This is a genomic window from Syntrophales bacterium (genome assembly GCA_023228425.1).
GTDB lineage: Bacteria > Desulfobacterota > Syntrophia > Syntrophales > UBA2210 > MLS-D.
In genome coordinates this window covers 98833-112771 of sequence record JALOBE010000005.1, presented here as the reverse complement: position 1 = coordinate 112771, position 13939 = coordinate 98833, and the positions used below count along the sequence as shown (strand labels likewise).

Genomic DNA, 13939 nt, shown 5'->3' with positions numbered 1-13939 from the left:
AAAACGTTTGAATGTCAAGTCATATTAGTATGATAGCTTTGAATAGCATAGTTTTTCAGGGCCTATGTGAACGTGAAGGAAAGGGATAATGAGGGAGTTGTGCAAAGGTCTCCTTCTACCACCCGTCCCAGGTCAGTGTCAAAGCGCGGCCGGTTAAGGGGATGAGCCATCGCGCCGACAAGGCCGTGAGCTGAGCCGCGGGGAAGATCTGTGTCCGTATCCAGCGTTATCACGTAGCGAATGGTTTTCAACCGGCTTAAATCGCCAAATTTAACACAAAAAGCTTCCTGCCCCTCACCTCGCAGTAAAGCGTTGAACTGTTCCAGTTTACCGCGTTTTCGCTCATAAGCCATCCAGCATCCCTCGTGCGGATTCCAGATTCTGGGACGGTGAAAAAGGTAAAAGGTTGTGCTTTCGTCTTTACGGGGGTAGCGGGTATTGAGCATGTCGATACCTTTTCGCGCCCGCTCTAAAAGATCTGCATCGTCAGGCATGGTTTCCGTATCAGCATCGGGAAAATCAGTCAGTAAGGCAAAATGCAGGTTTGGATCACGATTTCCCAGATAACGGATTTCCAGTCCTTCAAGCAGAGAATCCAACGCACTTTGACTGCCCAACAAAGTGGGAACAATCACCATTGTCCGATGCTCTTTGGGAATTCCACCGGAAAAGTCAAGGCGAGGCAGTGGGTGAGGAGCCACCTTGGTTGTCACGGCAAAGTTTACCAAAGACAAAGCCAGGGTGGATGCCGGTATAATTGCGGATATCAGTATGACATACAGACGCCGGTCACCCGGAGTGAAATTAAAAAACCCAAGCGGTAAGAGAGCAAAAAAAAGAGTCAAAAGAAAGATGGAGCCTAAATAAAAAAAGATCCTGAAGCGTCTGAAAATCAAGCCTAAGGTGGAGCGGGGTGTCCACGGGCAGCCAAGCAATTTTCTGAACGCAAAGCGCTGTCTGCCAATAAGGTAAGAGCCTACATGCCGGGCCCGTGCGCAACCCGGCTTGAGGGGAGCGCGGCTTGCCTGTTCAACCGCCATCCGGGCCACTTCCGGCTCTGTGCGCCTCGATAGTTTGGCAAGTTTTTCTACAATGTGCCGGTAATGGTCGCGGGTGGCAAAGTCTTGAGAAAAATAGGCTCCGGCCGGATCACGGCGCAGTATCTGTTCAACCCGGCTATGCTCCTCCACGAAATTCTTCCAGTCCATGCCGTCAAGAAAGCGCAGGCTGGTTATGCTGTTGGTAACGGAAAGGTGTTCCGCCGCCTGTTCGTGACTGTCTTTTTGCAAGCGTTGTGTGACCGTTGTGCCTTCATCGGCAAGGGCTTGCTCTATCCAGTTAAGAATGATCGATACAGCCGGACCCTGTCCCTGAAGCCGTCCCACAAATTCGGAGAGGAAAGGAGCGCTGAGTTTCGGCTGAGTGTCCACGAATTCGGCTAAAAGATGAATCAGCCGTTTAGGTTCTTTGGCTGTCGCTTCCAGCACTCGTTCCGCCCAGGCAATACCTTCATCCAATTCCCTGCGACGCCTGGCAATACGCTGGGCAACACGGCGCAGGTTTTCTATCGTGCCGAGTCGCAAAGAAATGGGGATTGCCCAAAGTTCGCTCAGCTTAAGAGCTTCCACGCTCTGGTAGGCACTTACAAATGCGCTTGTCGCCTCCGCGCTTAACAGGCCATCAAGATGGGCAATCAGCTCTGTCGCCATACTGTATACGCGAGGCAGGCCGGCGTGAGGGCCCTGGCTTATTCTGGGCAGAAGATGGCTGTAACGCCTGGGCAAGTGAATGCGCGTCAGTTCTATATGTTGCTCTATAAGATAGAAATTATCCAGGAGCCATTCATCCGTAGGCGACATCCGTCGTCCGGCAGTATCCGCGCGCACAAGCAACTCGTGCGTTTCCCTCAATGCGCGGGCATTATCATCCAGTCGGGGAAGCAGAAGGTTGTATCCTGAGCCAAACTCGGTTTTATGTTCCCGTGCCTGCTTGCCGGAAAAATGTCTGAGTTGTTCTATGCTCAACAACTCTGCCCGGGAAGGCTCATCATCAGTTGCAATAATATGTTTATATGTTTTTTTTAAGAGAAACCTGGAGAATATCTTCTTATACAAGTGTTCAAAGAATAACCTCATAGGTAGATACTTAATATTTAAAAAGAATAAAAGCAAGGCCTCGGACATTTGTGCTGCTGTTCGGCGGCAAAAAATATCAGTTGAAGATTGCTATAAGTAGTGGAAATTAATTTGTTATATTTTGAATCTTTTATAGAATCGGGTCATGACCGTTGGAGTTGCCCGGCCTGCTGGCCCAGGAAGGTGCCGGCGCTCATCAGATCGCGTTGCTGTTGGGCGAGCGGCCCGTCACGGGCAGGTAAAGGACCTCTCGTTGTCTCCCAAGGGTTTGGACAATTCAGCATTTCATCACTCCGACACAGATGTGGGATGATTTCTGGTTTCAGTCACAGTTCCTGCTCCGATTCAATAACTATGCGTGAAACATCATCCTTTCTTGCCAGTTCGTGCGCCAATCCATCGAGATATTCCCCGGCCTTGTACGGAAGAAGTTGCCAGGGAGTGTCTTGCCGGCACAATCTCCGACTTTCTCCTGTTTCCAGAACTTCTGGCGTCTTTCGGCCGCCTCGGCTACGACGTCGTGGAAATGGTTTTGGCGGACCAGGACAGCTGGGACAGATACGAGGCGTCCAAGTGGCTCACCATGCGCCGATGGCTTGAAGCCAATCCCGACGACGAGTTCGCGAAAGATGTTCGAGCAGAACTAACCTCAGGACCCGAGCGTTACGCCGCTTACGCGCGTGAATACCTGGGCTGGGGCGTGTTCGCGCTGATGAGGGGATTACCGGGCGACTCAGAAAGTGGGGAAAATCCAATCATGCCTAACAACTCATTCAAGCCGATGCCGCTTCGCGCACGGTTTAATTCAGGCGTTATGCCAAGAATAGATCAGTAAATAATTCTCTCCCTCCCTTTTTCCACTTGGCATACTACAAGTACTTTCGTATAATGTGTTAAACGCAATGGAAGGGGGAGACAATCATGCATACCTATAAAATCGAAATTGACGAGAAGGTCTGGAATTATCTGAAGAGTAAGGCCGAGCCGTTTGAAGACACGCCAAACTCGGTATTAAACAGAATCCTCCTTGGGAGAGAAATGCCCCGTCCCAATCAGGCGAATAGAAATAACATTCCAAAAAGTTTCCCTAATGGTGTCTCGAAGGCTTTGGCACAGATACTTGAAGTCATTTATGAGGTGAAGAACTCGGGTCGAAATAGAACCGAAGCCACTAACCTTGTCGCTCAAAGAAGGAATATAGCCCCTCAAACGGTTATTGACAAGTACTGCAGGCAACTTGGCAAAAGGGCTTATGAAATTGACCGGCTTTTGGAGGATCAGAACTTGGGGGAACTGAGAGCAGTACTCGAAGGGAAATTTGTAAGGCATCGTGAACTGATAGATTCTTTTTTCGCCTCTTTAAAAAACGGGAAAGACAAGGAGGTGCATCATGCATAATGAGTTTACAGCAATTATTGAGAAGGATGGAGATTGGTACATTGCGTACTGCCCTGAGGTTCCAGGGGCAAATGGGCAAGGCAAGACAATCGAAGAATGCAAAGCAAGTTTAGCGGAAGCGATCTCACTTATCCTGGAAGATCGGCGCGAGGACGCCATGCGCGGATTGCCAGAAGATGCCATCCGTGAGGTCGTCGCAATCTAATGAAAAGACAGGCTCTACTGCGGTATCTGCGTCGGCATGGTTGCTACCTCAAAAGAGAAGGCGGTGTCATTCGCTTTGGATGAACCCTGCGAATGGTTCTGTGGAGACGGTGCCACGCCACACCGAAATCTCCGATAAACTTGCAAGAAAGATATGCAGAGGAGATTACGTGCCAAAGATAATTTTTGAAGAGCGGGCGGTAGCATTTATTGATGTTTTAGGTTTTAAGTCAGTAGTAGAAAACGCAGACTCCAAGAATCAAACATTTCTTGAAGAGTTAGTCGAAACACTAGAAACCGCCGTTCCTGGATTGGATGGAAGGGTTGATTCTTCAGTGCCTAAGGAGCTAATTCCAAGGCATATTTCGATATCAGACAGTATCATTTTAAGCGCCCCATTAACCTCGGACAAAATGAGCAGCTATTGCGGCCTGTCTATTTTGGTTATGAGAGCTATCCAGCTCACTCATATATTTCTAGCAAAAGGATATTTGATTCGAGGTGGTATTTCGATTGGTCCGGTTTGGCACACCGATTCAAATATAGTTGGTCTCGCCTACCAGAATGCCTATCTAATTGAAACTAAAACAGGTTCGCCTCGCATAGAGCTTGACTCTAAAGCAAAGGATTACTGGCTTCAACGAAATGATGCCTCTAATTCTATGTGCCTTAATTACCGAGAACGTTTTATGGTTAACGGGCTCCATGACTACTACATCCAAGATGGCACCCATGGAGCGGCTGAAAAGGCTTTTAAAGCCTACAGAACCACAATTGAGCAAAAAATTGCCGGAGAAGTAGTTGATAGTGTGCAGTATAAATGGTGGTGGTTCGGTGAGTTTCTTAATAGCGAAATCAAAAGAAACCAATTCATCGGTTACACCTAACAAGTCGTTCAAGCCGAACACCAATCGCTGCGCGATTGGCGTCGGCTTAACTCTAGCGTTGGGTGTAAGGAGGATTACTATGAGCCATAAAATTAAAGTGATTTTAACTGGATGCGCCCTCGTCTTGGTTGTTGGCTGCGCATCAAATCCATCTGTATCTTCCCTTACCTCTCTCGAGAGACAAAGGGTAGCTGAGACGGTGATTTTCGAAGCCGGTTCTATTCCGAGAAACAGCTACAGAATACTTGGGCCAGTTGAAGGAATAGCTTGCAAACGCAATCTATATGCAAGCGGTTCGCCGAGCCACTGGATGAAGCCAAGCAAGGCGTTCGCATCCGCGCAGCTCAATTAGGGGCCGATGCGGTAATAAATATGATTTGTGAGGACAAACGGGAAGTCGATTGGGGGAGAAATTGTTGGCAAACGGTCGTGTGTGTTGGAGATGCCCCCCGTTTCTGAATTCGTGTCCCAAAATGGAGGTTGCATTACACTACATGGTATGGTGAAGGATGGCAAGGCAACGAAGGGAGCCTGTAGGGCGACCGGAGTTGCCTTGCGTTGGAGTTCGAGAAGGAGCATGCCATGATAGAAAGCAAAGCAGCCCGTGTCAGCGCCGTCGTCGGTCAAGAAGCGGCGGTTTTTGTCGCCTGAGAAGAAGTATCAGATATTTTTGGAAACCCGGAGCGGAACATCACCTGTGGGCGAGGTGTTGCGTCGTGAGGGCCTCTATTCCACCGACCTGCTTCGCATCCGTGAGAAGGTGAAGGAAGGCGCCCTTGAGCGTTTGGCTGATCGTCCCGGGGCACGATCCAAAACAGTGCCCTTGTCCGCCTATGTGAAGCCCTGAAAGGCGATCTTGAGGAAAAAGAACGCGTGCCTGCCGAACAGGCAGTGGAGCCGGCGATCCTGAGAAAAAACGAATGGGGGTTCGTGGGCGCGATAGAGGGAACATGGCTGACGGTGGAGCAGAAGGGAGGGATTCTTTCCATGGTTGAATGGGCGAAGAGCACGGGCGTATCGGTATCTCGGATCTGCGTGCTGTTGATGATCAGCCGCAGGCGTGTATCCCGCCGGCGCATGAAAAGGAATGCTGGTGATGACCTTCGTAATGGCACGCCGGGACCGCGGCACCCCCTTCACCGGCTGTTGCCGGAAGAGTGTCGGTATCGGTGTTAAATGTCCCCCCGGTTAAGCCCATTGGTGTACCTTCGGACTGACGGTGTCGGCCTTCGAGGTAAACAATCTACCCTGTATCTCAATGGCAACCACAATTGTTTTGCCGACTTAATGTCCAGACGCTGCCGCCATCCCAGTCCACATCGGGCGGCTTCAGGTCGAACTTTGTCTTCTCCGTTTGCCGACCGGTTTTCCGTCGGTGCCCCAGTATCTCGACCATACCTTCCTTCCGGACGCCATGCAGACATCCCGGGGTAAGGCACAGAGCTTCCTGCGTGTAGGAACCGGATTTATAAAGCACACCCCTTTGCGGATGGAGGACTTCGTGGTCACGTGCCCGCTTGTCCCGGATGTGCCACACCTCATATCCGGTTCCTGTACGTCGCCTCGCGCTTTTGGATCGAGCTTCCTTCAGATCCCAGCTCACGATGACGCCCTTGCCTTTCTCCCGGCCTTCGGCTCCGCGAATAGCTGGCGCGAGGACTTTCACCTCGCCGGTTCTGTGCCATACCCGGCACACACGCCAGGAATCAGCGGCGCGGCCCTTCCCTTTGTGTCCGCTGAATTTGATGGTTAGCGGCTTTTCACATCGATACTCCAAGGAAATCACGTACCCCGTAACAATAACTCACTCATGCCGCAGGGCCTCTATCGGGTTCATCTGGGCGGCTTTGCGTGCCGGGAAGTAGCCGAAAACGACACCGACGGCAGCGGAGAAGAGGAAGGCGGTGATAATGATGGTGCCGTTAAAAACAAAGGGGACTTCCAGAACGCTGGTTAGGGCGAAAGAGGTAGTCATGGCCATGGCAATGCCGATAAGACCGCCGCAGGAGGAGAGCACCACCGCCTCGACCAGAAACTGTAACAATACCTCCCACTCAAGAGCACCAATCGCCAGGCGGGTGCCGATCTCGCGGGTACGCTCGGTGACGGAGACCAGCATGATGTTCATGATGCCGATACCCCCAACCAGAAGACTGACTGCCGCCACCGCCCCCAGCAGACCGGTCAACACCTTGGTGGTGCCGGAGAGCATGGTGGCTATCTCTTTCATGTCCATCACGTCGAAGTCGTCTTCCTGGGTGACGGAGAGGTGACGGCGTTCGCGCAGCACCCGCTTGATTTCGGCTTGCACGGCTTCTGTCTCCACACCATCACGCATCGAGACCTGGATCATGCTGATGTCGGTGTTACCAGCCACACGGCGTTGAAAAGTACGTAACGGGATCACTACCAGGTCGTCCTGATCATGCCCCATGGATGATTGTCCCTTGGCGACCAGAGTGCCGATTACTTCGCACGAGAGGCGGTTGAGTCGCAGCCGTGCCCCAATCGGATCGGCCCCGTCAAAGAGTTTTTGTTTGATGGTCTCGCCAATCACGCAGACCGCCGCGCCGGAACGTACCTCGTTGGCAGTAAAGAGGCGCCCTAGCTCCAGCTTGCGGTTGTTGACAAAGAAGAACTGCTCGGTTCCCGCCGAGATGGTGGTGTTCCAGTTCTCATTGGCGTAGATGGCGGTGGCAGCGCTGCTCATGGTCGGCGAAACCGCCGCCAGATCAGGTATCTCACGCTCAAGAGCTTCAGCGTCGCGCAGCTTAAAGGGACGGGCACCCGATGACTGACCCGGCCCCATGTGTTTGCCGGGGCGCACCATCAGCAGGTTGCTCCCCATGGCGGAGATTTGATCGGTGACCTGTCGCGTGGCACCGCCTCCCAGCGTGACGAGGGTGATCACCGCCGCCACACCGATGATGATTCCCAGCATGGTCAGGAAAGAGCGCATCTTGTTGCGCCGCAACTCGCGCAAGGCCAGGAGCAAGGCGTTCCATAACATTAGACACCTCCCTGATTGATGAGGTCGTTCTCGATCACCCCGTCACGGAAGTTGACTGTCCGTTTGGCAAAGGCCGCCATCTCAGGTTCGTGAGTGACCATGATTACCGTCACTCCATGATCGCGGTTGATCGTACAGAGCAGGTTCATGATCTCCACGCTGCATGCCGAGTCGAGGTTGCCGGTCGGTTCATCGGCCAGCAGGACGGTGGGCTTGGTGACCATGGCACGGGCGATTGCCACGCGCTGCTGCTGGCCACCGGAGAGTTCGCCGGGTGTATGTTTTTCACGACCTGTCAGCCCCACCGCGGCCAGTGCCTGACGTGCCCGCTCATGGCGGACGTGGCGCGAGTCGCCACGGTAAAGCAGCGGCAGCTCGACATTCTCCAATGCCGAGGTGCGGTTGAGCAGGTTGAAGCCCTGGAAGACAAAGCCCAGATAGTTACGCCTCAGCAGGGCACGTTGGTCGCGTGTCAGACCGCCGACTTCAACGCCCTGAAAGCGGTATGCGCCGGAGGTGGGGCTGTCAAGACACCCCAGAATGTTCATCGCAGTGCTCTTACCCGAGCCACTGGGTCCCATGACGGCAACAAACTCGCCGGTGTGAATTGCCAGATCAACTCCATTCAAAGCCGCCACGGCGGCATCACCCTGACCGTAGATTTTGGTGATCTGACGCAGTTCGATCACGGGTGTGGGCGCAGGCGTTGGGGTTTGATGTTGCTCACTCATTTGCGCCCTACCCTTCCGGCAACTACAAGTGGTGTCCCCACGGCCAGCTCGTCCGAGGTTACCTGGGTGTTAATGCCATCCGAAAACCCTGTGGTCACAAATACGGGGCGGACCTCACCGCCTTCAAGCACATAAACGGTGGGTGGTCTGGCACCCTTTCTATCACCACTATTCGTATTCCTGTCGCGTTGAGGTGGACGTGGCATGATCGAACTGATCAGACTCGGTTTACTGCCATTATTTTGTCCACCCGCAGCAGGCTCTTCAACGCGCGGCGGTTCGAAACGGAGTGCCGTGTTGGGAACCAGAAGCACCGCTGTGACCTTGCGGGTGGTGATGGTGGCGGTGGCGGTCATCCCCGGACGCAGGGAGAGGTCGTCGTTGCTGACATTCAGTACCGTAGTGTAAGTGACAACGCCGTCGGTAGTCCTGGAGCCATAACGCACCTGTATGATGGTAGCGGGAAAATTGCGGTCAGGGTAAGCGTCAACGTTGAAAGTCGCCTCCTGCCCTTCATGCACCCGACCCACATCGGCCTCGTCAACATCGACCTGCAGCTCCAGCTTGGTCAGGTCTTCCGCCAGTGTAAAGAGCACCGGGGCCTCGAACGAAGCCGCCACGGTCTGTCCCGGTTCGATCTTACGATCGAGCACAATCCCGTTGATCGGCGAGATGATCACCGCTTTTTCGACATCTGAGAGGGTGACATTCAAGGTCGCCTCGGCCTTGGCGATCTCGGCCTTGGCACTGGCCACGCCGGCGCGTGCCCGCAGGACAGTCGCCTCCTGAGTGTCGAGTTCGTTACGCGATGGCACCTGACCGCCGCTGCGCTCATGCACCTGACGCAGCCGTGCCAGTTGTGCCTCAGCCTCGTGCAGGGTGGCTTCATTTTCCAGCACCTTGGCTTGTGCCGCCTCCAGTGACGCTTCCGACTGGCGCACTTGCGCTTCGAGTTTGGAGGTGTCGATACGCGCCAACACCTGACCATTGGTGACATGGTCGTTGTAGGTGACATAGACGGAGAGGATGGTGCCCGAAATCTCCGAGCCGATCTCAACCTCATTGACAGGTGCCAGTGTGCCGGTAGCGTTGACCGTCTCCACCAGATCGCCGCGTGTCACCGACACGGTCTCATAGTGTACTTCCTCGCCTTTGGCACGTTGGCCCTGAACCCTCCAGGCCACCCCCCCTATTAACAAAATTATTGCGGCCACGATAAGCAGCCGCCGCAGCCGCCGCCGTGCCGGGTTGTGGTGTAGACCCAGTTTTTCGGCAATCTGCTGGTCGTTCGCTCTGTTATTGTCGCTGCTCATAGTTTCTCTCCGGTAATTGCTTCATTCTCAAATTCGTCGCTCTTGTTGCTCTCCGGTGCGGCACTCCAGCCACCACCCAGAGCCTTGTAGAGGCGAATGGCGGCACTGGCGACTTCGGCGTGGCTCAAGGTCAGCGAGTTCTGCGTTGCGAGCAGCGACTGCTGCGAAGTGAGGACGCTCTGAAAATCGGTCAGACCCGCCGCATACTGCTCCTGCGCCAGGGCAAAAGCGCTGGCAGCAGCCGCAGCGGCCGCGTCCATAGCCGTCTGCCGCTCGGCCTCATTGACCAGCGACACCAGTGCATCCTCGACCTCTTTCAGGGCTGTCAGCACCGTAGCCTGGTAAGCCGCCAACGACTCCTCCTGCATGGCGGTCTGGATAGCGACCTGCTGCCGGATGCGTCCGCCATCGAAGAGGGTCAGTCCGGCCGAGACAAAGCCTTGAATGGTGCGCGCCGCCGAACCATAGAGATCACCCAGCGAGAGGGCACTATAGCCGATGGAGCCACCGAGAGTCAGATTGGGATAACGTGCCGCAGCGGCGACACCGATCTGCGCTGTTTGTGCCGCCAGCTTGCGCTCTGCCTGACGCACATCGGGGCGTTGCCGCAGAATGTCGGCCGGAAAACCGATGGACAGCGTGGCGGCCGGCAACGGTATTTGTGGCGCACTGCTCTCAAGTTCAGCAACGAGCGAACCGGGTGTACGCCCCAGCAGCAAGGCGATCTGATGCTCTGTCTGATGCAAGGTTGTGCGCAGGGCAGGCAACTCGGCGCGTGTCTGCTCCAGACTCATACGCGCCTGGTCAACATCGAGCTGGGTCACCAGGCTGGCCTCGTGTCGCCAGACGGTAAGTTGATAGGTCTCGGTCTGCGCCAGCAGATTGCCGGCGACCACGGCCAGACGTGACTGCGCCGCACGGTACTGCACATAGTTGAGTGCCACCTCGGCCAGCAGCGAAACCGTCACATCACGCAGCGACTCCCTGGACGCCTGCAGTGACGCCTCAACCGCTTCCACGGCACGGCGCTGACCGCCAAAGAGATCGACCTCCCAGCTCGCGTCGAAGCTGCTGTCATAGGTGGTGGTGCCATCTGCGCCACTGCCGAGACGGTTTTGTGAGCGCCGGGCCGAACCACCGGCACCAAGAGTCGGCAGACGGTCGGCACCGGCCAGCAGACGTTGGGCACGGGCCTGGCGCAAACGCGCCTCGGCCTGACGCAGATCAAGGTTATTTGTCTGGGCACAGACCATCAGGTTGTCCAGCAACGGATCGGCAAATATGCGCCACCATTCGGCCAGCTCCGGTGCTGCGGTGGAAGCTGGCACGTCAGTGTTCCAAGCTTGTGGCAGGGTAGTTACCGGCGGTTCATAATCGGGTCCAACCGTCATGCACCCCGCCAGCAGCAGCACAACTGCTGTCAGCGTTAAAAACAGCGGAATGACACAGTGAAATTGTTTAGGCATACAATGCGGACTGCGTCCGCACCCTTTACCCTGATCCTCTCCCATGGGGAAAAGGAATTGAGGTGTAGTTTTCATGTTACAAGACATTAATGGCTCCTGTATGCTTTCTAATGTGCGTCTTGCTTTGCCCGTACCGCCAGCAAGCCGGCCATACTGAAGCGGACAATATGGTCGGTCAGCACCTCGGCACTAAAGCGTGGCATGGGGGGCGGCGATGGTGTCAGCTCTTTGGCGGCCATGCGACGCTGCCGGGCCTGCATCAGCGCCCCCACACACTGCGCATGGACGCTCATGGCACACAACTGCACATCCTGCTCGGCGGCGTCAGGCCCGAGAATGGCGCGGATCAACTCCAGGTGCATCTTGCGCAGCGGCTCCATGGCGACGGTGATGGCCCTGCTCAGTAACCCGGTGGGGTTCGACATTTCGCGGCGGGCGATATCAAAATCACGACTCTCGGGGTCCATCGAGCGTTGCACCAAAGCCTTGGTATGTCCACGCAGACGCTCGACTGCCGATGCCTCGGGCGACACACCGCCATCCGGGGGATACTTGGCGATACTTTTGTCAAACTCATGTTGCCAAGTAAGGGCATACATCTTCTCCTTACTGCCAAAGTGGTAGTGCAGCGCGGCCACATTGGCCCCGGCGGCAGCACAGATATCGCTTGTCTTGGTGGTATGATAGCCCTTTTCGGCAAAGAGCACCCCCGCCGCATCAAGCAGCTTCCGTCGCGTCTCTACACCATCAGCCCTGTCTATTCTCATGGTCTTCTCCTGGTTCGCCCTAAATCAAGCCACAATATAAAGTAAACACTTGAACTAGTCAATAGAAAAGTTTAGGCTACCACTGTTCTTCAGTATTTACTCATGCTATGCCGACGGCCTCCCCTTTACATTCAGAATATTACGTTATCACTGATACATGTTGGGTCGTCCCTGCTTGGCTGTAGTCATGTCTCTCCAGCGGTTTTCCTGCGGAAGTGGTGTGGGGGCTGGGAGGTTAGTCCTCCCGGCTATCCGATTCGACGAATTTCTCTATGAGTTCGAATGTAATGCCATGTTCGAGAAAAATGGGGTGTTCCGGTGCCCGACCCGGAGCGGTTTGAAACCCAAGCGTTCTGAAGAACTCACCAGATGTATTGCGAGCGATGGTATGAATACGCCGACAGTTCCTGGTTTTGGCGATACGGTAGAGTTCCGTGACAAGACTGCGGCCGATGCCGTGTCCTTGGGCATGAGAAGCGACAGCCAGATGCCGAAGCTCAATGTCGGTACCCCCGGCCCATACAGCAACCAATCCTCCGACCACTTGCCCATTTTCTTGAGCAAGTAACTCGAATTCCTCGCCCTCCACGCTGAATGTGTGACGTATATCACGCGGCAGGCCCAAGGGCTGCCACAGAACTGCCCAAAGGAGCTCATCCAGCCTTGCGGCAGCATCGGTTGTCGTTACGATTTCTACTGGTGCCACGCTTTTCTCGTCGAACACCTGAATTAAGCCGCGCCGCGAAGCGGCATCGGCTTGAATGAGTTGTTAGGCATGATTGGATTTTCCCCACTTTCTGAGTCGCCCGCTAATCCCTCATCACCGCATCATCAGCGCGAACGCGCCCCAGCCCAGGTATTCACGCGTGTAAGCGGCGTAACGCTCGGGTCCTGAGGTTAGTTCGGCTCGAACATCTTTCGCGAACTCGTCGTCAGGATTGGCTTCAAGCCATCGGCGCATGGTGAGCCACTTGGACGCCTCGTATCTGTCCCAGCTGTCCTGGTCTGCCAAAACCATTTCTACGACGTCGTAGCCGAGGCGGCAGAAAGACGCCAGAAGTTCTGGAAGCAGGAGAAAGTCGGAGATGGAGCCGACAAGGCACCCCCTGGCAACATCTTCCGTCGGCGGTAACTGCCGCCAGTAGGGCTCGCCGATGAGGATGATCCCTCCGGTGCGGAGGCTCTGCGCCAGAAGCTCGATGGTGCCGGCGACTCCCCCGGCGATCCACGTGGCACCCAGACAGGCTGCCACACCGGCCTTCTCGTCAGAGACGAAGCCGGCGGCATCGCCATGAATGAACTTGACTTGATTGGCGACACCGAGTTCTTCGGCGCGGAGTTTCGCTTGCTCGGTGAACAACCGGCTCATGTCGATGCCGGTGCCGATGACTCCGTAATCGCGTGCCCAGGTGCACAGCATCTCCCCCGAACCGCTGCCGAGGTCGAGCACTCGGGTTCCCGTTTCCAGACGCAGCGCCGCGCCGAGAGTGGCGAGCTTTTCGGGTGTGAACGGATTATGGATGCGGTGAGCACTTTCGGTAATGTTGAAGATCCGTGGAATATCCATTGCAGAAAATCTCCTTACGGGAGAGTCTTCGCTCTTCCGAGACCATTGTCTTTGCTTTTTTGAATGGCGACATCAATCATTTCCTCGGGCAGAATTGGCGCATCCTTCACGCCAAGCCAGTCGAAAAGCATCCTTGCGCAATCCTGTTTTATAAAGACAAATATCTTATACATACCTTCATAGGGGACATGAACTGGCTGATTGGCATCAAACATATCGCTCAGCCTCTTTATTCCCTCGTGCTTATCGGGACGCATGATGCCCTTCGCATGAAGAATCATGTTTCTTAGGATTCGCAGATCACCCATTATGTCTGACTGGATGGCCCGTAGCTCAACCCCTCTGTGCCAATGTAATTGAGACAGCTACCCCTTGATAAATTACTGTAGGGCGGGCAGGAGAAGAAGGATGTTAGCATACAAAGGCAACAAGAGACCAGCGGCAGATGTCGGGGTGGTAAT

The 13939-nt window shown here is 54.7% G+C and carries 15 protein-coding genes and 1 pseudogene; 6 read left to right on the top strand and 10 right to left on the bottom strand.

The genetic code is table 11. From position 1 onward, the window contains the following. Positions 1–62: 62 nt before the first annotated feature. On the bottom strand, positions 63–2183 hold the full coding sequence (locus tag M0Q23_03305; protein ID MCK9527672.1) for a hypothetical protein: 2121 nt from the start codon (positions 2181–2183) through the stop codon (positions 63–65). A gap of 373 nt (positions 2184–2556) precedes the next feature. Between M0Q23_03305 and M0Q23_03300 the strand changes: the two are divergent. The 6 genes and pseudogenes from M0Q23_03300 to M0Q23_03275 all read left to right on the top strand — a co-directional run bounded on the left by M0Q23_03300 (position 2557) and on the right by M0Q23_03275 (position 5800). Beyond that, positions 2557–2850, top strand: a pseudogene (locus M0Q23_03300) (SAM-dependent methyltransferase). A gap of 206 nt (positions 2851–3056) precedes the next feature. Beyond that, positions 3057–3533: a hypothetical protein gene (locus tag M0Q23_03295; protein MCK9527671.1), complete on the top strand. Its 477-nt coding sequence runs from the start codon at positions 3057–3059 to the stop codon at positions 3531–3533. Then, positions 3526–3738 carry a type II toxin-antitoxin system HicB family antitoxin gene (locus M0Q23_03290; GenBank protein MCK9527670.1) on the top strand — a complete coding sequence of 71 codons (213 nt, stop codon included), beginning with the start codon at positions 3526–3528 and terminating at the stop codon, positions 3736–3738. The genes M0Q23_03295 and M0Q23_03290 overlap by 8 nt, the downstream gene beginning before the upstream one ends. Before the next feature lie 169 nt (positions 3739–3907). Further along, positions 3908–4624 (top strand): hypothetical protein, encoded by a 717-nt coding sequence (locus tag M0Q23_03285; GenBank protein MCK9527669.1) that lies wholly within the window; start codon positions 3908–3910, stop codon positions 4622–4624. Between the two features lie 670 nt (positions 4625–5294). Next, the gene (locus M0Q23_03280; GenBank protein ID MCK9527668.1) at positions 5295–5471 is read left to right on the top strand and encodes a hypothetical protein; all 177 of its coding nucleotides are present in this window, start codon (positions 5295–5297) and stop codon (positions 5469–5471) included. Positions 5472–5497: 26 nt separating this feature from the next. Further along, positions 5498–5800, top strand: a complete 303-nt coding sequence (locus M0Q23_03275; protein MCK9527667.1) for a hypothetical protein — start codon at positions 5498–5500, stop codon at positions 5798–5800. A 79-nt stretch (positions 5801–5879) separates the two neighbouring features. Here the strand turns inward: M0Q23_03275 and M0Q23_03270 are convergent, their stop codons facing one another. The 9 genes from M0Q23_03270 to M0Q23_03230 form a co-directional block, all read right to left on the bottom strand. Continuing rightward, positions 5880–6401, bottom strand: a complete 522-nt coding sequence (locus M0Q23_03270; GenBank protein ID MCK9527666.1) for a hypothetical protein — start codon at positions 6399–6401, stop codon at positions 5880–5882. Between the two features lie 27 nt (positions 6402–6428). After that, complete coding sequence (locus M0Q23_03265; protein MCK9527665.1) at positions 6429–7634, bottom strand: ABC transporter permease; 1206 nt, start codon at positions 7632–7634, stop codon at positions 6429–6431. Then, positions 7634–8365, bottom strand: coding sequence for an ABC transporter ATP-binding protein (locus tag M0Q23_03260; GenBank protein ID MCK9527664.1), 732 nt, complete (start codon positions 8363–8365; stop codon positions 7634–7636). The genes M0Q23_03265 and M0Q23_03260 overlap by 1 nt, the downstream gene beginning before the upstream one ends. Continuing rightward, on the bottom strand, positions 8362–9678 hold the full coding sequence (locus M0Q23_03255; protein MCK9527663.1) for an efflux RND transporter periplasmic adaptor subunit: 1317 nt from the start codon (positions 9676–9678) through the stop codon (positions 8362–8364). The genes M0Q23_03260 and M0Q23_03255 overlap by 4 nt, the downstream gene beginning before the upstream one ends. Then, positions 9675–11144: an efflux transporter outer membrane subunit gene (locus M0Q23_03250; protein MCK9527662.1), complete on the bottom strand. Its 1470-nt coding sequence runs from the start codon at positions 11142–11144 to the stop codon at positions 9675–9677. The genes M0Q23_03255 and M0Q23_03250 overlap by 4 nt, the downstream gene beginning before the upstream one ends. Positions 11145–11251: 107 nt before the next feature. Then, positions 11252–11911, bottom strand: a complete 660-nt coding sequence (locus M0Q23_03245) for a CerR family C-terminal domain-containing protein (GenBank protein MCK9527661.1) — start codon at positions 11909–11911, stop codon at positions 11252–11254. A gap of 235 nt (positions 11912–12146) precedes the next feature. Next, the gene (locus tag M0Q23_03240; GenBank protein MCK9527660.1) at positions 12147–12617 is read right to left on the bottom strand and encodes a GNAT family N-acetyltransferase; all 471 of its coding nucleotides are present in this window, start codon (positions 12615–12617) and stop codon (positions 12147–12149) included. Between the two features lie 114 nt (positions 12618–12731). Further along, positions 12732–13478, bottom strand: a complete 747-nt coding sequence (locus M0Q23_03235; protein ID MCK9527659.1) for a class I SAM-dependent methyltransferase — start codon at positions 13476–13478, stop codon at positions 12732–12734. A 14-nt stretch (positions 13479–13492) separates the two neighbouring features. Beyond that, positions 13493–13759: a hypothetical protein gene (locus M0Q23_03230; protein ID MCK9527658.1), complete on the bottom strand. Its 267-nt coding sequence runs from the start codon at positions 13757–13759 to the stop codon at positions 13493–13495. Positions 13760–13939: the final 180 nt, after the last annotated feature.